Below are 24,018 nucleotides of genomic sequence, written 5' to 3' on the forward strand. Positions count from 1 at the left end.
AATAACTGCGCGTATATTTATTGGCATATATGAATAACCATATGGCTATAGGAGGCCTGCATGGATTGGGATGGCGCGCGGCTGGGCAACCGGCTCAAGCCCAGGCATCTGCGCCTGCTGGCCGACATCGCCCGGCTGGGGTCGCTGACGCGCGTGGCTGCGGCGGCGGGCATCAGCCAGCCGGCCGTGACCAAGGCGCTGGCGGAACTGGAAGACATCTTCGGCGCGCCGCTGTTCGAACGCACGGGACGGGGCCTGCGGCCGACGCCGCTGGGCGAGCTGGCGCTGCTGCGCGCCGGCCGCATGCGCCACGACCTGGAACTATGGGCGCGCGAGATCGCGTCGGTGCACGAGGGGCGCTCGGCCCATCTGCAGGTGGGCGCGGTGCCCTATGTGTCGGCGGCCTTGCTGAGCACGGCCGCCAGCGGGCTGTACCGGCGGCACGGCGCGACCCTGACCCTGCATCGGGCCACCACCGATCAGCTGGTGCCGATGCTGCGCGGGCATGAGCTCGACTGCGTCATCAGCCGGGCCACCTCGACACTGGTGGCGGACGACCTGACGCACCATGTGCTCTACCGCCAGCGGCCGTGCCTGGTCGCCCATGTGGCATCGGCGCGGCGGCTTGCCCGCCGCGAATCCGACTGGGCGGCCGTGGCTGGCATGGACTGGGTCTTGCCGGCATCCGGCACGCCGACCCGCCGGCTGATCGCCGAGCATTTCATCAACGCGGGCCTGCGCGCGCCCGCGCCGGTGCTGGAAGCCTACTCGACCGATGTGATTGAAGACATGCTGGCGGCCGACGAGACGCTGGTTTCCGTGTTGCCGGACGACATCGCGGCGGAGGTCTGTCAGCACGGCAAGCTGGGCGGGGTGCCCTGGGATTTCGGCTGGGAGCTGCCGCCCATCAACCTGATCCGGCGCCGCGAGGCCCGGGCGCTGGTGGCGGAAGAGGCGTTCGCCGCCATCCTGCTGGAATGCTGCGCGGGGCAGAAGCGCCAGGGGCCTGGTCCCGGGCCTTAGCGTGGGGCCGCCGTGGTCGCGGTGACGGCCGCCTTCGGCGCGCCGGGCAGGACCGAGCGGACCTGGTCCAGCAGGGCCGCCGCCGCGACGTCGGGCGCCTCGTTGTTGTCCAGCCGTATCAGCCGGCACCCCTCGGGCACCGGAAATTCCTGGGCGGCGCGCGTCAGCCGCTGCGCGATGTCGGCTTCGCTTTCGCGGCCGCGTCCGGCCAGCCGGCGCGCCAGCAGCGCGGGGGCGACACGGATTTCCACGGCGGTCAGCGCCGGATAGCGCGCATGCGCCTGTGGCAGGTGCGCGCGCGAACCGTTGACGATGACCACGGCGCCGCCGGCCAGCCAGGCATCCATTTCCACGCCGATGCCGTAGCGCAGGCCGTGGCTGGACCAACGCAGCGCGAAACCGCCAAGCGCCTCGCGCCGCGAGAATTCATCTTCCGAGAGACGCAGCGCGTCTTCGCTGGCGCCGCTGTCGCGCGTGATGTAGCGATGCGCGACGATGACGGGTTCGTCCGCGCGCAACTGTGCGCGCAGCAGACGCAGCAAGGTGTCCTTGCCGCTGCCGGACGCGCCCATCAGGTAGATCAGGCGCGCGCCGTTCATGCCGCCGCCGCTCCCTGCATATAGGCCGCGCCGGCCGCGTCGTCGCGGCCGCCGTCGAAACGGTAATGGCGCGCGGCCAGGAAATCCTCGCCGGGGCCGGGCTGCACGTAGACGCTGACGCCGTCGACGGGCATGGGCCGGCCGGCGAGCGGATCGGCGTAACGCGCGATGCAGGCCTGCGCCTGGCGCAGCTCGGCGTCCGCCAGCTTTTCGCTCAGGGTGATGTGGAAGGTGAACTGGTCGAACACATAGGGGTAGCCCCAGCGCTCCAGCAGCGCGTGCTGGGCCGGCGCCAGCGGATGGCGCAGGCGCTTGGCCAGTTCCTCGGGTGTGGGCGGGGCGCGCAGCGGATCCAGCTCGCGCACGGCGGCGTCGGCCAGCGCGTGGATGCGCGCGCGGCCCGCCGGGTCGCCCTCGGTCAGTCGCCAGGCCAGGAAGCCGCGCAGGGGCGCGCATTCCAGTTCGATGGCGAAGGCGCTGTGCTGAGCCGCCAGCGCGGCGGCGGCCCGGTCCACGTCCGCCGGCGCGGCGCCGGCGATCAGGCGGAAGGGCGGCTTGAGCGTGGCGTGCAGGCCATAGTGGCGCGGCGCGCGCGTCCATTCCTGCGCGGCGGCGGGCATGCCGGGCTGGCGCTCAAGGGCGGCGCCGGTTTCGGCGCAGCGGCCGAGCCAGCGGCTGCCTTGTTCCTGCCAGGGACCGGACGGCGCCAGGTAGAGCGCGTAACGGTGGGCGAGTGGCATGGGGGTCAGGCCGCCTGGCGCGCGGCGGACGCGTCGTCCTGGCCCAGGAAGGCGCCGGTGGCGTAGCGCAGTTCGCCGCCCACGATGGTTGCGCACACGCGCGGCAGGCCGGGCACGCGGTCATCCACCACGATGGCGTCGGCCAGCAGGCCGGGCGCCAGCGCACCGCGGTCGTCCAGTCCCGCCGCGCGGGCGGGATTGCGCGAGATCAGGTCCCAGGCCTGCGGCAAGGGCAGCACGCCGTCGTGGGCCAGGCGCATCGCGGCGGCCAGCGGCGCGGGATAGTAGTAGTCGGACGTCAGGATGTCGCACAGTCCGGCGCGGATCATTTCGGTGGCGTTGGGCGCATTGGTGTGGCTGCCGCCGCGCACGACGTTGGGGCCGCCGAAGACGATGGCGTCGCCCAGGTCGCGGGCCACGCCGGCCGCTTCGCGGGTCAGCGGGAACTCCGCGACGCCGCAGCCCAGCTGGTGGTAGTAGCGGCGCGTGGCGGCATCGGGGTCGTCATGCGAGGCCACCTTCAGGCCGGCGGCTTGCGCGCAGGCGGTGAGTTCGCGCATGGCGTCGGCCACGGCGTCGGCCGCCGCCATGGCCTGGCGGATGCGCGCCTGGAAGGTGTCCAGGTCGCATTCGGCGCGGTTGGCGTATTGCAGCAGCTTGCGGTCGTCGCCCAGGCGGCGCGCCATGCTGGGCAGGTGATCGTTCAAGGCCAGGAAACGCACGCGGCCCTGGCGGATCCATTCCTGGGCGGTCTCGACGCCGCCGACGTGGTGGGTCTCGAAGCGCAGATGCACGCAGTGCCGCGCGCCCAGCGCCTCGCGCATGCGTTCCAGCGAATCGAACATGCGCTCGGCATAGGCTTCGCCGCGCAGGCCGCCTTCCCAGGACAGGGTGACGCCGTGGAATTCGGTGGTGATGCCATTGGCCAGCAACTGGCGGTCGACGTCGAACAGGGCGCTGTCGTAGGGAAAGGTCACGCCGGGACGCGGCATGACGGCGCGTTCGAAGGCGTCGCCGTGCAGGTCGACGATGCCGGGCAGCACCAGCAGCCCGCCGGCATCGAACCAGGGCGCGTCGGAGCTTGCATGCGGACTGTCGTCGATCCGTCCCGCGCGAAAGCGCAGGCTGGCGGGCGCGATGCCGCCGGGGGTCAGGATGCGTTGGCCTGCGATGCCGGCCAGGGGCGAGGGGGCGTGTGCGTGCGGGTTCATGGAAGCAAGTTAGCGGCTGTGCGTTACAACCAGATGTCTAGATGAATTAAAGGGCCTGCCCGGTTCGTTCGATCCCCGCCGCGGCGGCCGGCTTCCAGGGCCGGCTTGCCGCCACGCCGTACTCAGTTGTCGTCGCTGACCATCAGCTGCACCAGGTCCCCCACGAACCGGGTGATGCTGTATTGCAGGGGCGCGCCCTGTTGGTCGACGTTCAGCGCCTCGACCTGCAGGATGGGGCGCGTCTTGGGCTGGCCCAGCAGGCGCGCGACCTCGGGCGAGGGCAGCGCCGCCGTGATGCGCGACCATTTGCGCGTGTAGTCGTCGATGCCGTAGTGCGCATAGACCTTGGACACCGACTTCAGCGCGGTCAGGCGTTCGGCGAAATCGGGAAAGCGCTTTTCATCGAAGTAGTGTTCGGACGCGCTGATGGGCCGGTTCTCGGCCTTGCCCGCCAGATGCACGCGCAGCAGCGGCGCGTTGCGCGGCAGGCCCAGGTGCTTGGCGATGTCGGCGGCGCGCAGCGTCTGGCTGCCCAGCGTTTCCAGGTGGCCCAGCACGCCCTGGCTGCGCAGGTTCTCGGAAAAGCGCGTGCGCTTGCCGATGGCGTAGTCGATGGCGTGTTCCTGCACGAAGGTGCCGCGGCCCTGCTCGATGCGGACCAGCCCGCTCTGTTCCAGCTCGCCCATCGCGCGGCGGATGGTGTGCCGGTTGACGGCGAACTTGGCGGCGAGCTCGGGCTCCGAGGGCAGCTGTTCGCCCGCGAGATAGAGCTTGTTGCGGATGTCGTCCGCCAGCGATTCGCCGATTTGTCGCCAGACGGCGATGCCGGAACCTCTTTCAACCATATGGGCGCTCGTATTGTCGCTTTGTCATCAAGAATGGCAGTGATTGTGCACCAAGCCGGCGCGCCCGTGTAGGCCGCGATTGTCATCAAAAATTCACGCCCGGCTGTTGAACTTCTCTTCAGCACGGATCATACTCTGTCCAGTCGTCTAGACGTGTAGAGGAAAAAATGAATCATCCACAATCCGATCAGGCCGAGGCCAATGCGCAACGCGCGGCCTGGATGCGCGTGCTGGCACTGGCCGAATCGTCTGAGCTGGATGGCGCCTTCGGCGCCCTGGGCAGCCTGCCCGCGCACCGCATGCTGCGGCCCGCGCAATCCGGCATGGCCATGGTGCGCGCGCGCAGCGGCGGCACCGGCACGCGTTTCAACCTGGGCGAGATGACGCTGACGCGTTGCGCGGTGAGCCTTGAGAACGGCGTGGTCGGCATCGCCTATGTGCAAGGCCGCTCGTTGCGTCACGCCGAGCAGGCCGCCGTGGTCGACGCGCTGCTGCAGCTGCCTGAATGGCATGAGGCCGTGCAACGGCAGCTGATCGCGCCGCTGGCGCGCAGCCGCGAGGAACGCGTGGCGCGGCAGGCGCAGGTGGCGGCGCGCACCCGGGTGGAGTTCTTCACCATGGTGCGCGGGGAGTAGGTCCCCCCCCGAAGCGCCTGCGGCGCTTCCCCCCCAGGGGGGCGCCGGCTGCGGACCGGCGGAGCCGGATCCGCGCGGCCCCGGTCTGCGGAGGTCGTCGCGGGCTTGCGGCGCTTATGTAGTGGGTCAGGGATGAATGCGGCCTTGCGGATTTGCGGGTTTGGATCGCAGGGCGGGTGGTTGGATCGGAGTCTGGAATGGAAATGGACATGCATGCACACACATTGAGTCCGGCGTTGGCCGGGCGGGCGCCGCAGGCGGGGTTTGCGGATCCGGCGGTCGGGGCGCAGGCGGCGTTCCGGGTGGCGCTGGAGGCGCTGGCGCATCCGGGACGGGTGCTGGAGATCGAGGCGGATTGCGGGGTGCCGGCGGGGATGTCGCCGGCGATGGTCGCGCTGTTGCTGACGCTGGTGGATGTGGATACGCCGCTGTGGCTGCCTGCCGGCGTCGACGACGAGGTGCGTGCGTTCCTGCGCTTTCACTGTGGTTGTCCGATGGTGGATGAGCCTGGCGAGGCGCGGTTCGCGGCGTTGCCGCGCGGGCATCGGGTGCCTGCCTTGTCCTTGTTCAATCCGGGGGATCCGGCGTATCCGGATCAGTCGGCCACGCTGCTGATCGAGGTGGCGAACCTGGAGCGGGGGCGCGCGCTGACGTTGTCCGGCCCTGGCATCCAGGAACGCGCCGCCTTGCATGTCGATGGACTGGAAGAGGGCTTCTGGCGCGAATGGCGCCTGAACCATCAGCGCTTCCCGTTGGGCGTGGACCTGTTCCTGACGCAGGGGCGGCGCATCTGCGGCCTGCCCAGAAGCACCCGAGTGGAGAATTGACATGTATGTTGCCGTCAAGGGGGGCGAACGCGCCATCCTGAATTCCTACCGCATGCTGGACGACTACCGGCGCGGCGATCGCGAGGTGCCGGAGCTGAGCCTGGCGCAAATCCGTGAGCAGATGCCGCTGGCGGTGTCGCGGGTGATGTCCGAGGGCTCGCTCTACGATCCGCAGCTGGCCGCGCTGGCGCTCAAGCAGGCCGCCGGCGACGCGATCGAGGCGGTGTTCCTGCTGCGCGCCTATCGCACCACGCTGTCGCGCTTCGGCTACACGCAGCCGCTGGACACGGGCCGCATGCGCCTGCAGCGCCGCATTTCGTCCACGTTCAAGGACGTGCCGGGCGGCCAGATCCTGGGGCCGACCTATGACTACACCCAGCGCCTGCTGGATTTTTCGCTGGAAGCCGGGCGCGAGGCCGATGCCCTGCCGCCGGGCGAGGAAACGCTGGAATCGTCCATGCCGCGCGTCACCGACCTGCTGGCGCACGAGGACCTGATCGATCCCGAGCTGCCGCCCGACGGCGATCCCGAGCCCTTCGACCTGACGCGCCAGCCGCTGGATTTTCCCGCCGACCGCGCCGCCCGCCTGCAGAACCTGGCGCGCGCCGATGAAGGCTTCCTGCTGTCGATGGGCTATTCCACGCAGCGGGGCTACGGCAATACCCATCCCTTCGCCGCCGAGATCCGCTACGGCGCGCTGGAAGTGGAAATGCACATCGAGGAACTGGGCTTCGCCGTGACCGTGGGCGAGATCGAGGTCACCGAATGCCAGATGGTGAGCCAGTTCTCGGGCAATGCGCAGGAAGGGCCGAAGTTCACGCGCGGCTACGGCCTGACGTTCGGCTATGGCGAGCGCAAGGCCATGTCGATGGCGCTGGTGGACCGGGCCCTGAAGGCCCGCGACCTGGGGGAAGCCGGTGATTCGCCCGCCAACGACCACGAGTTCGTGCTCTATCACAGCGACAACGTCGAGGCTTCGGGCTTCGTGCAGCATCTGAAGCTGCCGCACTACGTGGACTTCCAGGCCAACCTGGAACTGCTGCGCCGCATGCGCGGCGAACGCCATGCGGCCGCCGCCGCGCCGAACGACATGATGGACGAGGCCGTCACGCCATGAACCCGCAAGCCACGCAACACACCGCGACGGTCGAACGCGACCCGCACTACAACTTCGCCTACCTGGACGAATCCACCAAGCGCATGCTGCGCCGCGCCCTGCTCAAGGCGGTGGCGGTGCCGGGCTACCAGGTGCCGTTCGGCAGCCGCGAGATGCCGTTGCCCTATGGCTGGGGCACCGGCGGCATCCAGGTCACCGCCGCCATCATCGGCCCGGACGATGTGCTCAAGGTCATCGACCAGGGCTCGGACGACACCACCAACGCCATCAACATCCGCCGCTTCTTCGGTCGGGTGACCGGCGTGGCGACCACCGAATCGACTCCGGCAGCCACCATCGTGCAGACCCGCCACCGGATTCCCGAGACGCCGCTGCGCGCCGGCCAGATCATGGTGTTCCAGGTGCCGATCCCCGAGCCGCTGCGCTGGCTCGAACCCAGCGAGACCGAGACGCGCACCATGCACGCGCTGGCCGAATATGGCGGCATGCACGTCAAGCTGTACGAGGACATCGCGCAGCATGGCCATATCGCCGCCACCTATGACTACCCGGTCATGGTGAACGGGCGCTACATGATGCGGCCGTCGCCCATTCCGAAGTTCGACAATCCCAAGCTGGACCAGAGCCCGGCGCTGATGCTGTTCGGCGCCGGCCGCGAAAAGCGCGTCTACGCGGTGCCGCCCTATACATCGGTCAAGAGCCTGGACTTCGAGGACCATCCCTTCGCCGTGCAGCAGTGGGACCAGCATTGCGAGCTTTGCGGCTCGCACCAGAGTTTCCTGGACGAGATCATCCTGGACGACGCCGGCACGCGCCGCTACGTCTGCTCGGACACCGAATATTGCAACGACAGGCAGGCGCGCCAGCGCCAGCAGGAGGAAGCGGCATGAACCTTCAGGCCGATATCGGCGCGGACGTTCGTCCGCGCGGCGTCCACGGGCATCCGGTGAGCCCCCGGCCGCTGCTGTCCGTGCGCGACATGACGCGCACCTGGGATGGGGTGCATGGCTGCCGCGACGTCAGCTTCGATCTGCACGCCGGCGAAGTCCTGTGCGTGGTGGGCGAGTCCGGCTCGGGCAAGAGCACGCTGCTGTCGGCGGTGTCGTGCCAGGCGCCGCTGGATTCGGGCAGCGTCTGGTACGACACGCGCGACCAGGGCCTGATCGACCTATCCTCGCTGTCGCAGGCCCGCCTGCGGCTGCTGTCGCGCACCGACTGGGGCTTCGTGCGCCAGCATGCCCGCGATGGCCTGCGCATGCAGGTCAGCGCCGGCGCCAACATCGCCGAGCGCCTGATGGCCGTGGGCGACCGGCACTACGGCGACCTCCGCCGCGTGGCCGGCAACTGGCTCGCCAAGATGGAGATCGATGTCGGCCGCCTGGACGACGCGCCGGCCTCTTTCTCTGGCGGCATGCAGCAGCGCCTGCAGATCGCGCGCAACCTGGTCACGCATCCGCGGCTGGTGTTCATGGACGAGCCCACCGCCTCGCTGGACGTGTCGGTGCAAGCGCGCCTGCTGGACCTGCTGCGCCAGCTGGTCAACGACCTGGGCCTGGCCGCCATCGTGGTCACGCATGATCTGGCGGTGGCCCGGCTGCTGGCGCATCGCACGCTGGTGATGCGCGGCGGCGCGGTGGTCGAAAGCGGCCTGACCGACCAGATCCTCGACGATCCGCAACATCCCTACACCCAGTTGCTGGTGTCTTCCATCCTGCAGAGCTGATTCATGTCCAACGCCATACCCATGATCGAGGCGCGGGGCCTCGGAAAAATGTTCACCCTGCACAACCAGGGCGGCATCCGGCTGCCGGTGCTGGACGCCGTTGACTTCACCGCGTCCGCCGGCGAATGCCTGGTGCTGGCCGGTCCGTCCGGCGCGGGCAAGAGCACGTTGCTGCGCTGCCTGTACGGCAATTACCTGGCCACCGAAGGCAGCATCCGCGTGCGCAATGGCGAAGAATGGGTGGAGCTGGTCGGCGCGCCCGAACAGCGCATCCTGGCGTTGCGCCGCGAGGTGATCGGCTATGTCAGCCAGTTCCTGCGCGTGATCCCGCGCGTCTCGGCGCTGGACGTGGTGGCCGAGCCGCTGCGGCAGGCCGGCGTGGACGCGGACGAGGCGCGCCAGCGCGCCGGCGCCATGCTGGCGCGACTGAACGTGCCGCAGCGCTTGTGGGGCCTGGCCCCGGCCACCTTCTCCGGCGGGGAACAGCAGCGGGTGAACATCGCGCGCGGCTTCATCGCCCGCCATCCCATCCTGCTGCTGGATGAACCCACGGCGTCGCTGGACGCGGATAATCGCAACGTGGTGATCGCGCTGATCCGCGAGGCGCTGGCCGAGGGCCGCTGCCTGCTGGGGATTTTTCACGATGCCGAGGTGCGCGACGCCGTCGCCACCCGCACGCTGGCCCTGAAGCCGGCGTCCGCGGCCAGCCTGGCCGCGCTGGAAGAACTGGAGCAATGATGCAAGGCACCTATCTCACCCACGCCCGCGTGGTGCTGGAAGACCGCGTGCTGGAAGACAGCGCGGTGCTGATCGAGGACGGCCGCATCGCCGCGATCGAACCGGCCGGCGCGCGGCCCGCCCGCGAGATCGCGCTGCGCGGTCAGACGCTGATGCCGGGCCTGATCGACCTGCACAGCGACGCCATCGAAAAAGAGGCCGAGCCTCGTTCGCGCGTGCTGTTTCCGCTGGATTTCGCCGTGGCCCAGGTCGACCGCCGCAACGCGGCCGCCGGCATCACCACGCCTTATCACGCGCTGTCCTTCGCCAACAGCGAATGGGGCGTGCGCAACAACCAGACCGCCGCCGAGGTGGTGCGCGCGCTGCGCGCCCACCGCCGCCACAGCCTGGTGGACAACCGCGTCCACTGCCGCTACGAAGTCACCGACCCCACGGCGGTGGACGTGCTGCGGGCGCTGATGGACGAGGGCGCGGTGGACCTGCTGTCGGTGATGGACCATTCGCCGGGGCAGGGCCAGTTCAAGACGTTGGAATCCTATCTGCAATACATGATGGGCAATCACGCCATGAGCCGCGAGCAGGCCGAAGAGGCGGCGCGGGCCAAGACGCGCGCGCTGGATGGCTCTGTGGCGCGGGTCGAGGCGCTGCTGGCGCACGCGCATGCCCTGGGCATTCCCACCGCCAGCCACGACGATGATTCCATCCAGCGCATCGCCACCATGCGCAACCTGGGCGTGGCCATGAGCGAGTTCCCCATCACGCTGGACACGGCGCGCGCCGCCGTGTCTTGCGGGTTGCCCACCATCCTGGGCGCGCCCAATGTGCTGCGCGGCCAGAGCCAGAGCGGTTCGATGCGGGCCATCGACGCGATCCGCGCGGGCGTGGCCAGCTGCCTGTGTTCGGACTATCAGCCGTCCACGATGATCGCCGCCGCCCATGCCGTCGCGGCGCAGACCGACCTGAGCCTGCCGCAGGCCGTCGCGCTGGTGACGGCCAACCCGGCCCGCGCCTGCGGCCTGGATGATCGTGGCCGCATCGCGCCGGGCTTGCGCGCGGACCTGATCGCGGTGGCGCGAGTTGGCGAGCAGCCGCTGGTCAGCCATACCTGGTCGGCCGGGCGGCTGGTGTTCTCGACCCACTATCATCCGGACAGCGCGCACGCGCCGGCCGTGGCCGTGGCCGCCTGATCCCGCAGGAGCCGTCGATGTCACCACACGCCGTTGTGCAAGCCGTGGCCGCCAGTCCCGGGCATGGCTTCAGCAAGCCGTTGCAGCCGGCCATCATGCTGCTGGCCGGGCTGGGCGTGGAGGGCGACGCGCACATGGGCGTCACGGTCAAGCACCGTTCCCGGGTCCGGGCGGATCCCACCCAACCCAATCTGCGGCAGGTGCATCTGATCCACGGCGAGCTGCTGGACGAGTTGGCCGGCGCCGGCTTCCGGGTCGGGCCGGGCGTCATGGGCGAGAACGTCACCACGCGCGGCATCGACCTGCTGGGCCTGCCGCGCGGCGCGCGGCTGCGCATCGGGCCCGAGGCGATCGTCGAGATCACGGGCCTGCGCAATCCCTGCTCGCAGCTGGACGACTATCAGCGGGGCCTGACCGCCGCCGTGCTGGGGCGCAACCCCGACGGCAGCCTGATCCGCAAGGCCGGCGTCATGGGCGTGGTGCTGGCGGGCGGCCGGGTGGCCGGCGGCGATCGCATCCTGGTCGAGCTGCCCGCGCCGCCGCACCGGGCGCTGGAACGGGTGTAGCGGCGCCGGCGTCGTCCGGTCCTGTTGCGCCGCGAGGCAAAAACGTCGCCCTCGGTCACAGACGCGGCGGCGCGGTTCTGCTTAAATGGCGGGCATGGCATGTTGGCATGCCCAAGCCTTACACGGAGCCCGCGATGGCGCGATTCAATTTCACCCAGGATCCCGAAGAGCCCGATTTGTGGGCGGCCGAGCTGGTGCCGGCCGGCGCCGGACGTCCGCCCATCCACGTCATGATCCAGACCGACGGCGAAGAGCCGGGCAGCGGCGCGTCCAAGGCGGTCAAGAGCATCATCGACAAGCTGGACGACCACATCCTGGCCGCGTCCGAATTCCTGCTCGACCACTATTCCTACGAGCAGTGCAAGAAGCACGGCTACGAAGACGACCAGCTGCTGGCCGAGGAAACCGCCGAGGCCATGGCCGGCAAGGCGGTGCTGCGCGCGCTTTGGCTGTTCGACGAGGACGGCGAGGGCTACGAACTTTGGTTCACGCTGCCCTGGGACCCGGTCCATACCTACGACGTGGAGTTCGAGGACGGCGAGCCGGTGGCCTGTTCCGTCAATGACTGAACTGCGCGACTGAACCGCGCGGCGGAACGGCGGTACAAGAAAAACGGGCCATTCGGCCCGTTTTTTGTCTTACACGCTCTGAGAGGCCGGTTTCGCCGGCGCTTCCTGCGCATCCGGCGCGGCGGCTTCCCCGGCCGTGGCCGTGGTCGGATCGTCCTCGCCGCCTTCCATCTTGGCGATCACCGCGGTGGCCAGGCTGTTGCCCACCACGTTGGTGGCGGTGCGGCCCATGTCGAAGAACTGGTCGATGCCCATGATGAGCAGCAGGCCGGCTTCCGGCAGGTGGAACATCGGCAGCGTGGCGGCCACCACCACCAGCGAGGCGCGCGCCACGCCGGCCATGCCCTTGCTGGTCACCATCAGCACCAGCAGCAACGTCAGCTGTTGCGAGAAGCTCATTTCGATGTTGTAGGCCTGCGCGATGAACAGCACCGCGAAGGACTGGTACATCATCGAGCCGTCCAGGTTGAACGAGTAGCCCAGCGGCAGCACGAAGCCCGAGATGCGCTTGGACACGCCGAAACGCGAGAGCGCCTCGATGGTCTTGGGATAGGCCGATTCGCTGCTGGCGGTCGAGAAGGCCAGCAGGGTGGGCTCCTTGATCAGGCCGCCCAGGCGGAACGTGGACTTGCCCAGGAACAGGTAGCCGACCGCGAACAGGATGGCCCACAGCAGCGCCAGGCCCAGGTAGAACTCGCCGATCAGCTTGCCGTAGCTGACCAGCACGCCCAGGCCCTCGGTCGTGATGGCGGCGGCCATGGCGGCGAACACGCCCAGCGGCGCGAAGCGCATCACATAGTCGGTGACGCGGAACATGATCTTGGCCAGTTCGTCGATCATGTTGAAGATGGTGTTGTGGCCCTTGCCGCGGATGAACGACAGCGCCGCGCCGAAGAACAGCGAGAACACCAGGATCTGCAGGATCTCGTTATTGGCCATCGCCTCGGCGATGCTCTTGGGGAAGACGTGGGTGATGAAGGTCTTGAGCGTGAAGTCGCCGGTCTTCAGGCCGGAGGTGAGGCTCGTGTCCGGCAGCGCCAGGTTCAGGTGGGCGCCGGGCTGGAACACGTTCACCAGCATCAGGCCTAGCAGCAGCGAGATGGCCGAGGCGGTGATGAACCAGAACATGGCGCGCAGGCCGATGCGGCCGACGGCGCTGGCGTCGCTCATGCTGGCCAGGCCCGAGACCAGGGTGGCGAACACCAGGGGCGCGATGATCATCTTGATCATGCGCAGGAAGATGTCGGTGATCAGGCTGAAGTACGAGGCGATCCGCGTGGCCTCCTGCGCGTTCTGCGCGTACTTGTTGCAGAGGTATCCCACCAAGACGCCGAGCACCATGGCCAGGCCGATGTAGCGCGTCAGTTTTTTCGTATTCATATCGGTAAAACGCAAAACGGAGGACCGGGTCGCCTGGCGTGGAGCCTGCCGCCGGCACGGGGCGGGACTAGCGGTCTGATGATGGAATGCCAGGGTGGGCCAGGCGGGTTCCACGGGTGGAAACGGCCCTGCGCGGCCTGCTGCGGCTGCGCGGGTTAACCCTCGGGGCGCGATGTTAACCCCGAGTAGCTGACAGTTAGTTGTAAGGTTGGGGACGGTTGAGTCATGACAAAATCATTTGTCCCCGTACCCGCCCCGGAAGGGGCGGGAGAGGGCCCGGTCCGCCGGCGCGCCGGCGGCAGTCACGCAAAAATAATGGAGACAGAGCAATGCCGAAACGCGAATTGTCCGTGCTGGCCTCCGGCTATACCTACCTGGAGGGCCTGCGCTGGCGCGACGGACGCCTTTGGGCGTCCGACTTCTATACCGAGCAGGTGATCGCCGTCGACCTCGAAGGGCGCATCGAGCAGATCTGCAAGGTGCCGCAGCAGCCGTCCGGCCTGGGCTGGCTGCCCGACGGCCGCATGCTGGTGTCCTCCATGAAGGACCGCAAGGTGCTGCGCCGGGAGGCGGACGGGACGCTGGTCGTGCATGCCGACCTGAGCGTCCTGACCGGCGGCCCGATCAACGACATGGTGGTCGACGCCCTGGGGCGGGCCTATGTGGGCAATTTCGGCTTCGATTTGATGGCGGGCGAGCCCGTCGCCACCACCGGTGTCGTCCGGGTCGATCCAGACGGCTCGGCCCGCGTCGTGGCCGATGGACTGTGCTTTCCCAACGGCTCCTTCATCACGCCGGACGGCAAGACCCTGATCGTCAACGAGACCTTCGGCAATCGCATCTCGGAATTCGACATCCTGGCCGACGGCGGCCTGGGCCCGCGCCGCGACTGGGCCGACTTCGGCGCGTTGCCGGCCTCGGACGACCTGCACACGCTGATCGCCGCCTCGGCCATCGGCCCGGATGGCGGCGCGCTGGACGCCGAGGGCGCGCTGTGGGTGGCCGACGCCATCGGCAAGCGCATCGTGCGCGTGGCGCGCGGCGGCCGCATCCTGGAGCAGATCGACACCGGCGAACTGGGCATCTTCGCGGCGGCGCTGGGCGGGCCGGATGGCCGCACGCTGTTCATGGCGCCCCCGCGGGCTTTCACCGGGGCCACCCGGCGCGCCACGCCCGAGGGCCGCACCCGGGCCCCCCGGGGCGCCGGCCCGCCCGCGGGCCTGCCCTGAACGTCGGGGGGGGGGGGAGCCCGCCTCACCCCGCCCCGGGCCGGCCGCCGTCCGGCGTTCCCCGAGGGCTTCTCCCTGCGCCGTTCCCGGCGCCGCCGCCCTCGTCCGGAAGCATGTGGACATAGGGTTGCAAGACCTTTCCGCGAATCCCCCGTAAAATCCCTCCTTATCAGCAGGTTTCAATCATCTCTCAATAAACTGCACCCTTAGGAGGACCACTCATGGCCCTAGTCTCCATGCGCCAGTTGCTCGACCATGCCGCCGAGCATGGCTATGGCATCCCGGCTTTCAACGTCAACAACCTGGAACAGGTCCAGGCCATCATGGAAGCCGCGGCGGAGACCGACAGCCCGGTGATCATGCAGGCCTCGGCCGGCGCGCGCAAATACGCGGGCGAAGGCTTCCTGAAGTACCTGATCCAGGCCGCCGTGGAGTCCTACCCCCATATCCCCGTGGTCATGCACCAGGATCACGGCCAGTCGCCGGCCATCTGCCAGGGCGCCATCAACCTGGGCTTCTCCAGCGTGATGATGGACGGCTCGCTGAAGGAAGACGGCAAGACCATCGCCGACTACGACTACAACGTCGACGTGACCCGCAAGGTCGTGGACATCGCCCACAAGCTGGGCGTGACGGTCGAAGGCGAACTGGGCTGCCTGGGCTCGCTGGAAACCATGCAGGGCGACAAGGAAGACGGCCACGGCGCCGACGGCAAGCTGACCATGGACCAGCTGCTGACCGATCCCGAGCAGGCCGCCGACTTCGTGCGCAAGACCCAGCTGGACGCCCTGGCCATCGCCATCGGCACCAGCCACGGCGCCTACAAGTTCACGCGCAAGCCCACCGGCGACATCCTGTCGATCGCCCGCATCAAGGAAATCCACGCCCGCCTGCCCAACACCCACCTGGTGATGCACGGCAGCTCCAGCGTGCCGCAGGAACTGCTGGCCGAGATCCGCGAATTCGGCGGCGACATGAAGGAAACCTACGGCGTGCCCGTCGAGGAAATCCAGGAAGCCATCAAGTTCGGCGTGCGCAAGATCAACATCGACACCGACATCCGCCTGGCCATGACCGGCGCCGTCCGTCGCTTCTTCGCCGAGAACCCCGGCAAGTTCGACCCGCGCGAATACCTGAAGCCGGCGCGCGCCGCCGCCAAGGCGATCTGTGTCGCCCGCTACACCGAGTTCGGCACCGCCGGCAACGCCAGCAAGATCAAGGCCCTGCCGCTGACCGAGATCGCCGCCCAGTACGCCTCGGGCAAGCTGGCGCAAGTGGTGCAGTAAGCCATGCAAAGATGGACTGCGCTCCATGGCAGTCCTGATGTGGCATGAAGAAAAGGGCGAGTCCTGCAGGACTCGCCCTTTTTGCTGTTCTGCCGCCGCATAGCGCGTCGGCCTCAGGCTATCGGTGGCGCATTGCCTGGAAAACTGGGCGCGTCGGCATCGACGTGGTGCCAGGATGGCGCCGAGTCGGTCCACAGGCTGACCCGCGCGCGGAAGGCTTCCGGGTCGTCCAGCGAGCCGGCGCGGACCACGTCGTAGTTGGCGCCTTCGGTGCCGCCGAATAGCGGCGTGCCACAGTCCGGACAGAAGCTGCGCATGACGGTGCGGCCCGAGCCGCCGCGATAGCGGTGCTCCTTGGCCGCGCCGCGCAGCAGCGTGACGGACCCTGCCGGGAACAGCAGCGCATGGGCCGGCGCGCCGCCGCTGGAATACTGGCAGTCGCGGCAATGACAGGTGGCGGCCGTGATCGGCTCGTCGGTTACCGCGTAGCGTATGGCGCCGCATTGGCAGCCGCCGGTGAAATGCACCTGCGCGTCAGTCTTCGAGGTGCGTTTTTGGAAAGCATCCTGCATACGACTCTGTCTCCGGGCAATGGGGATGCGCCGTTGCGCCCTGGCCTGATCCTGGGTGCCGGTCTGGGCAGGAAACGTCCGGGCGGTCGGCGCGAATGTGTGGTGCCGGCCGCCGGACCCGGCGGCCGGAACAGAGGCTAACCCGGCCCCGCGCGCGCGGCAAGGCGGGGCTATTTGCAGTAATCTATGCCCTTTGCAGGATCCGCGCTTCCGGCGCCCGCCTCGCCCCGCGGATTCCCGGTTTCGTCTTGTTCCCGCCCTGGCGCTCGGCCCGAGGCGGGAATCTTCATTTTTGCCATAGGCCATTCCCGTGACTTCTGCTTTGCATCAATCCAGCATCAAGTCCTTGCCGCTGCTGGGGCGCGGCAAGGTGCGCGACATGTACGCGGTGGGCGACGACAAGTTGCTGATCGTCGCATCGGACCGCATCTCCGCCTTCGACGTGATCCTTGACGATCCCATCCCCGGCAAGGGCCAGGTGCTGACCGAACTGACCGAGTTCTGGCTGCAGAAGCTCGCCCACATCCTGCCCAACCACTCCACCGGCGTGAAACCGGAAGACGTGGTCGCGGCCGACGAGGTCGACCAGGTGCGCGGCCGCGCCGTGGTGGTCAAGCGCCTCAAGCCCATCCTGGTCGAGGCCGTCGCGCGCGGCTACCTGATCGGTTCGGGCTGGAAGGACTACCAGGCCACCGGTTCGGTCTGCGGCATCAAGCTGCCCGCCGGCCTGCAGCAGGCCAGCCAGCTGCCCGAGCCGATCTTCACGCCGGCCGCCAAGGCGGAGTTCGGCATGCACGATGAAAACGTGGACTTCGCCCACGTGGTCAAGGAAGTCGGCCAGGAAATGGCCGAGCGCATCCGCGACGTGACGCTCAAGCTGTACACCGAGGCCGCGCGCTTTGCCGCGACCAAGGGCATCATCATCGCCGACACCAAGTTCGAATTCGGCCTGGACGACGACGGCACGCTCTACCTGATGGACGAAGTGCTGACGCCCGATTCCTCGCGCTTCTGGCCGGCCGACGGCTACCGCGTGGGCATCAGCCCGCCGTCGTTCGACAAGCAGTTCGTGCGCGACTGGCTCGAGACCCAGACCTGGGACAAGACGCCGCCCGCCCCGCGCCTGCCGCAGGACGTGCTGGAAAAGACCGCCGCCAAGTACCGCGAGGCGCTGGACCGCCTGATGGCCTGACCGCCGGTCGCCGGCGCGGGCACGACCCGAACCCCTCGCAGCGGAACGCGCTGCGAGGGGTTTTTTTCTGGAGTCCGTCGGGCAAAGGCGATGGCGCAGGATCGGACAAGTCCGAGATTGCCGGCGCCGCCCCATGGTTTGCGCCGCATGCTCCTGCCCGCGGCCGCGTCTTCATTGATCAATAAAAACCGGAAAATCCGCATTTTTCCGTCTAATTATTTCTTAATGTGACGCTATACTCGCCAGCGCATTCCTTCCCGACGCCGGGCCGAGGCCGCGCGCGGGAGTTCTTTCGCCATCAACCGGATGCGGCCCGCAGCCGCCGCAGCAGGGCCTCGCCGCCCGCCGGAAACAAGAAAGGAGCTGCGCATGGTAATGATGTTGCCTTTCCTGACCGGACTGGTCGCTGTGTGGTTCGGCATGCTGGGAAAGCGCCGCCCCGCGGTTGCCTTCTGGATCGTCACCCTGGGGATCTTCGCCGCCTGGTGCCAGTACCACATGACCAGCCCGCTGGCGTTGTCGCTATAGGAGCGGGGCGATGATCTTCTCTCCGAACCCCGCGCGCGGCTCGCGCTTCCTGAATGGCCTGGCCCTGCTGGGCGTCACGGCCGTGCTGATCCTGGCCTTCGTCTGGCAGATCGTCCACGACGAGCCGCCATGCCCGCTATGCCTGCTGCAGCGCGTCGCCTTCATGCTGGCCGGCGTGGGCTTGTTGCTGAACCTGCGGCTGGGGCCGTCGCCCATGCACTATGCGATGGTCATCGCCGCCGCGCTGGGCGGCATGCTGGCCTCGGGGCGGCAGGTGCTGTTGCACATCGCGCCCGGCGATCCCGGCTACGGCACGACGCTGCTCGGCCTGCATTTCTATACCTGGTCGTTCATCGCCTTCGTCGCGCTCATCGCCTTCTGCGTGCTGATGCTGTCGGCTGACCGCAAATGGGGCGACAGCATGCTCAAGAAGCAGGTGCCGCTGGCGGGCTGGGTCGTCATGGCCCTGTTTTTCGTCATCGTGCTGGTCAACCTGGGCGGCACGACGCTGGAATGCGGTTTCGGGCCCTGCCCGGACAATCCGACGGGCTATCTCTGGCTGGATTCGCCGAGGCTGCGGTAGGGGGCGTCCGGCGCCGGGTAAAATACCGGGTTTCGCGGCGCGCGCCGCGGTTCCCCAACTATTTTTCACTCGACATCGGTCATGACAGCCAAGACTTCCGCAGCGGCGCAGGCCACCCCCGTGGTGGGCGTGATTATGGGTTCTTCCAGCGATTGGGAGGTCATGAAACACGCGGTCGCCATGCTTGAAGACTTCGGCGTGCCGTACGAAGCGCAGGTCATCTCCGCGCACCGCATGCCGCAGGACATGGCCGAGTACGGCGCCGCGGCGCACGCGCGCGGCCTGCGCGGCATCATCGCCGGCGCCGGCGGCGCCGCGCACCTGCCGGGCATGATGGCGGCCCTGACCGAAGTGCCGGTGTTCGGCGTGCCGGTGCCGTCCAAGTACCTGCGCGGCGAAGATTCGCTGCTGTCCATCGTGCAGATGCCCAAGGGCGTGCCGGTGGCCACCTTCGCCATCGGCGAAGCCGGCGCCGCCAACGCCGCCCTGCATGTGATCGCCACGCTGGCGGGCACCGATGCCGGCCTGCACCAGAAGCTGGTGGCGTTCCGCGCGCGCCAGACGCAGGCCGCGCGCGACATGAAGGTTCCGCCCGAGGCTTGATCCGCATGACTCAATCGACTGCTTTCTCCATCGCTCCCGGCGGCTGGCTCGGCCTGCTGGGCGGCGGCCAGCTGGGCCGCATGTTCTGTCATGCCGCCCAGAGCCTGGGCTACAAGGTTGCCGTGCTCGATCCGGCCGAGGAATGTCCGGCCGGCATGGTCGCCGACCTGCACATCCGCGCGGCCTATGACGACGAGGCTGGCCTTGCGCGCCTGGCGCAGCAATGCCGCGCCGTCACCACCGAATTCGAGAACGTGCCCGCCGACAGCCTGCGCGCGCTGGCCGCGCGTTGCCGCGTCAGCCCGGCCGCCGATGCCGTGGCCGTGGTGCAGGACCGCATCGCGGAAAAAACCTTCATCGCCGCGCAGGGCATCCCCGTCGCGCCGCATGCCGCGATCCGCGGCGAGGCCGACCTGCGCGCCGCGCCGGATAGCCTGTTCCCGGGCATCCTCAAGGTCGCCCGCATGGGCTACGACGGCAAGGGCCAGGCCCGCATCGCCACGCGCGAGGAAGCGCTGGCCGCCTACGCCGAATTCGGCGGCGTGCCCTGCGTGCTGGAAGCGCTGATGCCGCTGGACTACGAGATCTCCGTGGTGCTGGCGCGCGGCTTCGACGGCGCCAGCGTGGTGTTCCCGGTGGCGCGCAACGTGCACCGCGACGGCATCCTGGCGGTGTCCACCGCGTCGGCCGCCGGCCAGGACGCGGCCCATGCCGAACGGCAGGCCCGCGCCACGGCGGCGGCGCAGGCCATCGCGCAGGGCCTGGGCTACCACGGCGTGCTGTGCGTGGAATTCTTCGTCCTCAAGGATGGCAGCCTGATCGTCAATGAAATCGCGCCGCGTCCGCACAACAGCGGCCACTACACCATGGACGCCTGCCTGACCAGCCAGTTCGAGCAGCAGGCGCGCGCCATGGCCGGACTGCCGCTGGGCGGCACCGATCTGCTGGCGCCGGCGGTCATGCTGAACATCCTGGGCGACATCTGGTACGAGTCGGCCGATACGGACGCGCAGCGCGAGCCCGACTGGGCTGGCGCGCTGTCCACGCCCACCGCCAAGCTGCATCTGTACGGCAAGCGCGAAGCGCGCCGTGGCCGCAAGATGGGCCATGTCACCATCGTCGCGCCGACGCTGGCGCAGGCGCAGGCCGATGCCGCCCGCGTTGCCGCGGCGCTGGGCATGCAGGCGCCGGAGTAGGGCGCGTCCATGTCGATCCCGTCGTCCTGTTCCGCCACGCCCGAGGAAATCGCCCGCGCCGCCGGCCTGCTGCTGGCCGGCGAGCTGGCGGCCTTTCCGACCGAAACCGTCTACGGCTTGGGGGCGGACGCCGAGAATCCACAGGCCGTGGCCAAGATCTACGCTGCCAAGGGCCGACCGTCCAATCATCCGGTGATCGTGCACATCGCGCCCGGCGCCGATGTTTCGTACTGGGCCGCGCAGGTGCCGGCCGAGGCGCGGCTGCTGATGGATGCGTTCTGGCCGGGTCCGCTGACGCTGATCCTCAAGCGCGCGCCGCACATCGCGGACACCGTGAGCGGCGGGCAGGACAGCATCGGCCTGCGCTGCCCCTCGCATCCCGTGGCCCAGGCCTTGCTGGCGGCTTTCGCCGCCGGCAAGCCGAACGGGCAGGGCGGGGTGGCCGCGCCGTCGGCCAACAAGTTCGGGCAGGTCTCGCCGACGCTGGCCGAGCACGTACGCGCGGAATTCCCCGACGAGGTCGCGGCCGGCATGCCGGTGCTGGAAGGCGGGGCGTCCGAAGTGGGCATCGAATCCACCATCCTGGACCTGTCGCGGCTGGACCAGGGCGCTGGTCCCGTGCTGCTGCGTCCCGGCCACGTCAGCGCCGCGCAGATCGAGGCGGTGCTGGGCGCGCAGGTGTTCGCGCCTGACGCAGCCGCGCCGCGCGCCTCGGGCACGCTCAAGGCGCATTACGCGCCGCGCACCGAGCTGGAACTGGCCGGCGACGCGCGCGTGGCCGACGTTCTGCGAGGCGTCGGCCTGCCCTCGGGCCAGGTGGCGCTGGTGTCGTTCGACCCCGCGCCGGCCTCGGCCGATGCCCGCGTGCAATGGCGCCAGGTGCCGTCCGATCCGGCGCGCTACGCGCAGGCGCTGTACGCGCTGCTGCGCGAGCTGGACGCCCAGGGCTATGCCCGCATCGTCGTGCAGGCGCCGCCCGCCAATGACGCATGGCATGCGGTCAACGACCGCATCGGCCGCGCCGCCGCCGCCTTCACGCTCGATACCACCGACCTGTAGTTCCCGGACAGTCCCGTCTTGCCGGCATGCGTCCGGAGCGGGACTGCGCCAGCCATGGGCCGCTGGCGGCATTTGCCGGCCCGGCTTCCGGTCTGGCCGGACACAAGGACACTTCATCGCATCTTCTTGAGCGGGCGTCGCTGTTGCCACGGGACGACGCAGGCTGGAATTTCAATTAAGGGACGTAATGATAATGATTGTTATTTGTTATCATTTGTCCCGCAAGATTCCCAGCCCCCTTTGGTAAACGGGCTAGTCAGGGCTGGCGCAAGCCACCCTGCGGCAGTACCGGTCGCATAAGCCGAACCGCGCGTGGCCCCATCGGGATTCAGTGTTTCCTTGTTCCGCCTTGCGGACGTCCATTCCCGCCCACATCCCGACATGAAAATCCGTACTCTTGCCTGCGTGGCCGCGGCCCTGCCGTGCCTGGCCCATGCGCAGTCCCTGTCTCCTTCCGCAACCCCGTCCGCAACGCCATCCCAAGCCACGGCGCCCACGGTATCCATGGACGCCATCAAGGTCGAGGCCAGCGCCGACGCCTCGGCCGGCGGCCTGGCCGAGCCCTATGCCGGCGGGCAGGTGGCGCGCGGCGGCCGTGTCGGCCTGCTGGGCACGCGCGACCTGATGGACACGCCGTTCAGCATCACCAGCTATACGAATGAGCTGATCCAGGACAAGCAGGCGCGCAGCGTCGGCGACGTGCTGCAGAACGATCCCGGCGTGCGCGTGGCGCGCGGTTTCGGCAATTTCCAGGAGTCGTATTTCATCCGCGGCTTCATCCTCGGCTCGGACGACGTGGCCTACAACGGCCTGTACAGCCTGCTGCCGCGCCAGTACATCGCCACCGAGCTGTTCGAGCGGGTGGAGGTGCTGCGCGGCGCGTCCACCTTCCTGACCGGCGCCGTGCCCAATGGCGGCGGCATCGGCGGCGTGATCAACCTGGTGCCCAAGCGCGCGCCCAACGAGCCGCTGACTCGCCTGACCACCGGCATCTCCAGCGGCGGCCAGTATCAGATTTCCACCGACATCGCGCGCCGCTTTGGTCCGGGCGACAGCACCGGCGTGCGCCTGAACGTGGCGCAGCGCAGCGGCGACACCGCCATCGACGACGAGCACTCGCGCACCAGCCTGGTGTCGCTGGGCCTGGATTGGCGCTCGGCCGATACGCGCCTGTCGGCCGACGTGGGCTGGCAGGAGAACAAGCTCAAGCGCGCCCGCCCGAACGTCAGCTTCGCGCCGGGCCTGAAGGATCACGTGCCCGCGCCGCCCGACGCCAGCTCCAACTACGCCCAGCCCTGGTCGTACTCCAACGAGCGTGATGTGTTCGGTACGCTGCGCGCCGAGCATGACTTCAGCGACAAGCTGACCGGCTGGGCCGCCTTCGGCATGCGCCGCAGCGACGAGGCCAATTCGCTGGGCAACGTCACGCTGACCGACGCGCGCACCGGCGCCGGCAATTTCTACCGCTTCGACAATACGCGCGAGGACAGCGTCAACACCGGCGAACTGGGCCTGCGCGCCAAGGTCCGCACCGGTCCGGTCGGCCATGAATTCGTCGTCTCGGCGTCCTTCTTCGACCTGAAGAAAAAGAACGCCTACGTGATGGACTACGCCAACACGTTCCCGACCAACATCTACGATCCGGTCTCCTACGGCAAGCCGGCCTTCAGCGCCGGCGCGCTGCGCGGCAACGACCTCGACAATCCCGCCTTGCAGGGCCGCACGCGCACCAGCAGCTACGCCATCGGCGACACCATGTCCTTCCTGGACGACAAGGTGATGCTGACGCTGGGCCTGCGCCATCAGCGGCTGTCCTCGCGCAGCTATGCATACAACACGGGCAAGGAAAACGGCGCCTATGACGACAGCCGCAATTCCCCCGCGGCTGGCTTGGTGGTGAAGGTGGCGCCCAGCGTCTCGCTGTATGCCAACTACATCGAGGCGCTGGTCGCGGGCGACACCGCGCCGGCCAATGCCAATGGCAAGCCGGTGCCCAACGTGGGCACCAGTCTGTCGCCCTATGTCTCCAAGCAGAAGGAAATCGGCGTCAAGTACGACGGCGATGGCCTGGGCGCCGGCCTGGCGCTGTTCTCGACCGACAAGCCGCGCGCCGCGTATGACGCCAACAACAACTTCACGGCGTCCGGCAAGGACCGCCACCAGGGCGTCGAACTGACTGTCTTCGGCGAGGCGAGCAAGAGCGTGCGCGTGCTGGGCGGGTTGACCTGGCTGGATGCCAAGCAGCGCGCCACCGGCAACGCCGCCATCGACGGCAACCGCGTCATCGGCGTGCCGCGCTTCCAGGCCAACCTGGGCGCGGAATGGGACATCCCCGGCGTGCAGGGCCTGACGCTGGATGGCCGGGTGGTGTACACCGGCGCGTCCTACGCGGACGATGCCAACACGCTCAAGGTGCCCGGCTGGACCCGCCTGGACGCGGGCCTGCGCTACATGATGGACGTGGACGGCCACGTGGTGACGCTGCGCGCCCGCGTCGAGAACATCGCCAACCGCAACTACTGGTCCTCGGTGGGCGGTTATCCCGGCAACGGCTATCTGGTGCTGGGCGGCCCGCGCACCTTCATGCTGAGCGCCAGCATGGACTTCTAA

25 protein-coding genes are annotated in these 24,018 nt (G+C 68.7%); 19 read left to right on the plus strand and 6 right to left on the minus strand.

Annotated features, from left to right (window positions below; translation table 11 throughout):
* Nucleotides 1-60 precede the first annotated feature (60 nt).
* Nucleotides 61-1,023, plus strand: coding sequence for a LysR family transcriptional regulator (locus KDH83_RS04390; protein WP_212313035.1), 963 nt, complete (start codon nt 61-63; stop codon nt 1,021-1,023).
* Here the strand turns inward: KDH83_RS04390 and phnN are convergent.
* The 4 genes from phnN to phnF all read right to left on the minus strand — a co-directional run bounded on the left by phnN (nt 1,020) and on the right by phnF (nt 4,418).
* Nucleotides 1,020-1,622 carry a phosphonate metabolism protein/1,5-bisphosphokinase (PRPP-forming) PhnN gene (gene phnN / locus KDH83_RS04395; RefSeq protein WP_212313037.1) on the minus strand — a complete coding sequence of 201 codons (603 nt, stop codon included), beginning with the start codon at nt 1,620-1,622 and terminating at the stop codon, nt 1,020-1,022. The genes KDH83_RS04390 and phnN overlap by 4 nt on opposite strands.
* Entirely contained in the window at nt 1,619-2,362 is a 744-nt protein-coding gene (locus tag KDH83_RS04400) for a DUF1045 domain-containing protein (RefSeq protein WP_212313038.1), read from the minus strand. Before KDH83_RS04400 ends, phnN begins: the two co-directional genes overlap by 4 nt.
* A 5-nt stretch (nt 2,363-2,367) precedes the next feature.
* Entirely contained in the window at nt 2,368-3,573 is a 1,206-nt protein-coding gene (locus KDH83_RS04405) for an alpha-D-ribose 1-methylphosphonate 5-triphosphate diphosphatase (RefSeq protein ID WP_212313039.1), read from the minus strand.
* A gap of 122 nt (nt 3,574-3,695) precedes the next feature.
* Nucleotides 3,696-4,418 carry a phosphonate metabolism transcriptional regulator PhnF gene (gene phnF, locus KDH83_RS04410; RefSeq protein ID WP_103275813.1) on the minus strand — a complete coding sequence of 241 codons (723 nt, stop codon included), beginning with the start codon at nt 4,416-4,418 and terminating at the stop codon, nt 3,696-3,698.
* Between the two features lie 167 nt (nt 4,419-4,585).
* Between phnF and phnG the strand changes: the two genes are divergently transcribed.
* The 9 genes from phnG to KDH83_RS04455 all read left to right on the plus strand — a co-directional run bounded on the left by phnG (nt 4,586) and on the right by KDH83_RS04455 (nt 11,780).
* A complete protein-coding gene (gene phnG / locus KDH83_RS04415) occupies nt 4,586-5,053 on the plus strand; it encodes a phosphonate C-P lyase system protein PhnG (protein ID WP_212313040.1) in 468 nt (155 codons plus the stop codon).
* Between the two features lie 203 nt (nt 5,054-5,256).
* Nucleotides 5,257-5,880 carry a phosphonate C-P lyase system protein PhnH gene (gene phnH / locus KDH83_RS04420; RefSeq protein ID WP_249204843.1) on the plus strand — a complete coding sequence of 208 codons (624 nt, stop codon included), beginning with the start codon at nt 5,257-5,259 and terminating at the stop codon, nt 5,878-5,880.
* Between the two features lies 1 nt (nt 5,881).
* Complete coding sequence (locus KDH83_RS04425) at nt 5,882-6,997, plus strand: carbon-phosphorus lyase complex subunit PhnI (protein ID WP_212313041.1); 1,116 nt, start codon at nt 5,882-5,884, stop codon at nt 6,995-6,997.
* Nucleotides 6,994-7,887, plus strand: a complete 894-nt coding sequence (locus KDH83_RS04430; protein ID WP_212313042.1) for an alpha-D-ribose 1-methylphosphonate 5-phosphate C-P-lyase PhnJ — start codon at nt 6,994-6,996, stop codon at nt 7,885-7,887. Before KDH83_RS04425 ends, KDH83_RS04430 begins: the two co-directional genes overlap by 4 nt.
* 56 nt (nt 7,888-7,943) lie before the next feature.
* Nucleotides 7,944-8,720, plus strand: coding sequence for a phosphonate C-P lyase system protein PhnK (phnK, locus tag KDH83_RS04435; protein ID WP_212313106.1), 777 nt, complete (start codon nt 7,944-7,946; stop codon nt 8,718-8,720).
* A gap of 3 nt (nt 8,721-8,723) precedes the next feature.
* A complete protein-coding gene (gene phnL / locus KDH83_RS04440) occupies nt 8,724-9,458 on the plus strand; it encodes a phosphonate C-P lyase system protein PhnL (protein ID WP_212313044.1) in 735 nt (244 codons plus the stop codon).
* Nucleotides 9,458-10,645: an alpha-D-ribose 1-methylphosphonate 5-triphosphate diphosphatase gene (locus KDH83_RS04445; RefSeq protein WP_212313108.1), complete on the plus strand. Its 1,188-nt coding sequence runs from the start codon at nt 9,458-9,460 to the stop codon at nt 10,643-10,645. The genes phnL and KDH83_RS04445 overlap by 1 nt, the downstream gene beginning before the upstream one ends.
* A gap of 17 nt (nt 10,646-10,662) precedes the next feature.
* Entirely contained in the window at nt 10,663-11,211 is a 549-nt protein-coding gene (locus KDH83_RS04450) for an MOSC domain-containing protein (protein ID WP_212313046.1), read from the plus strand.
* 134 nt (nt 11,212-11,345) lie between these two features.
* Nucleotides 11,346-11,780 (plus strand): hypothetical protein, encoded by a 435-nt coding sequence (locus KDH83_RS04455; protein WP_212313048.1) that lies wholly within the window; start codon nt 11,346-11,348, stop codon nt 11,778-11,780.
* 69 nt (nt 11,781-11,849) lie between these two features.
* On the opposite strand, the gene KDH83_RS04460 is transcribed toward KDH83_RS04455, so the two are convergent.
* Nucleotides 11,850-13,160, minus strand: a complete 1,311-nt coding sequence (locus KDH83_RS04460; protein ID WP_212313050.1) for a dicarboxylate/amino acid:cation symporter — start codon at nt 13,158-13,160, stop codon at nt 11,850-11,852.
* Between the two features lie 329 nt (nt 13,161-13,489).
* On the opposite strand from KDH83_RS04460, the gene KDH83_RS04465 reads away from it, so the two are divergent.
* Nucleotides 13,490-14,389, plus strand: a complete 900-nt coding sequence (locus KDH83_RS04465; protein WP_212313052.1) for an SMP-30/gluconolactonase/LRE family protein — start codon at nt 13,490-13,492, stop codon at nt 14,387-14,389.
* Between the two features lie 221 nt (nt 14,390-14,610).
* Nucleotides 14,611-15,675 (plus strand): class II fructose-bisphosphate aldolase, encoded by a 1,065-nt coding sequence (gene fba, locus KDH83_RS04470; RefSeq protein WP_212313054.1) that lies wholly within the window; start codon nt 14,611-14,613, stop codon nt 15,673-15,675.
* Between the two features lie 113 nt (nt 15,676-15,788).
* Here fba and KDH83_RS04475 read toward each other — a convergent pair whose 3' ends face one another.
* Complete coding sequence (locus tag KDH83_RS04475; RefSeq protein WP_212313056.1) at nt 15,789-16,247, minus strand: GFA family protein; 459 nt, start codon at nt 16,245-16,247, stop codon at nt 15,789-15,791.
* A gap of 310 nt (nt 16,248-16,557) precedes the next feature.
* Here KDH83_RS04475 and KDH83_RS04480 point away from each other — a divergent pair, with 310 nt between their 5' ends.
* The 7 genes from KDH83_RS04480 (at nt 16,558) to KDH83_RS04510 (ending at nt 24,018) form a co-directional block, all read left to right on the plus strand.
* A complete protein-coding gene (locus tag KDH83_RS04480) occupies nt 16,558-17,439 on the plus strand; it encodes a phosphoribosylaminoimidazolesuccinocarboxamide synthase (protein ID WP_103275802.1) in 882 nt (293 codons plus the stop codon).
* Between the two features lie 369 nt (nt 17,440-17,808).
* Complete coding sequence (locus KDH83_RS04485) at nt 17,809-17,967, plus strand: DUF5993 family protein (protein WP_212313058.1); 159 nt, start codon at nt 17,809-17,811, stop codon at nt 17,965-17,967.
* A gap of 10 nt (nt 17,968-17,977) precedes the next feature.
* On the plus strand, nt 17,978-18,550 hold the full coding sequence (locus KDH83_RS04490; protein WP_212313060.1) for a disulfide bond formation protein B: 573 nt from the start codon (nt 17,978-17,980) through the stop codon (nt 18,548-18,550).
* A gap of 81 nt (nt 18,551-18,631) precedes the next feature.
* Nucleotides 18,632-19,153, plus strand: a complete 522-nt coding sequence (gene purE / locus KDH83_RS04495) for a 5-(carboxyamino)imidazole ribonucleotide mutase (protein ID WP_212313062.1) — start codon at nt 18,632-18,634, stop codon at nt 19,151-19,153.
* 5 nt (nt 19,154-19,158) lie between these two features.
* The gene (locus KDH83_RS04500) at nt 19,159-20,349 is read left to right on the plus strand and encodes a 5-(carboxyamino)imidazole ribonucleotide synthase (RefSeq protein ID WP_212313064.1); all 1,191 of its coding nucleotides are present in this window, start codon (nt 19,159-19,161) and stop codon (nt 20,347-20,349) included.
* Between the two features lie 9 nt (nt 20,350-20,358).
* Nucleotides 20,359-21,408 (plus strand): L-threonylcarbamoyladenylate synthase, encoded by a 1,050-nt coding sequence (locus KDH83_RS04505; protein WP_212313066.1) that lies wholly within the window; start codon nt 20,359-20,361, stop codon nt 21,406-21,408.
* 381 nt (nt 21,409-21,789) lie between these two features.
* Nucleotides 21,790-24,018, plus strand: a complete 2,229-nt coding sequence (locus KDH83_RS04510; RefSeq protein WP_212313067.1) for a TonB-dependent receptor — start codon at nt 21,790-21,792, stop codon at nt 24,016-24,018.

It is taken from the genome of Achromobacter sp. Marseille-Q0513 (assembly GCF_018195695.1).
Taxonomy (GTDB): Bacteria; Pseudomonadota; Gammaproteobacteria; order Burkholderiales; family Burkholderiaceae_B; genus Achromobacter.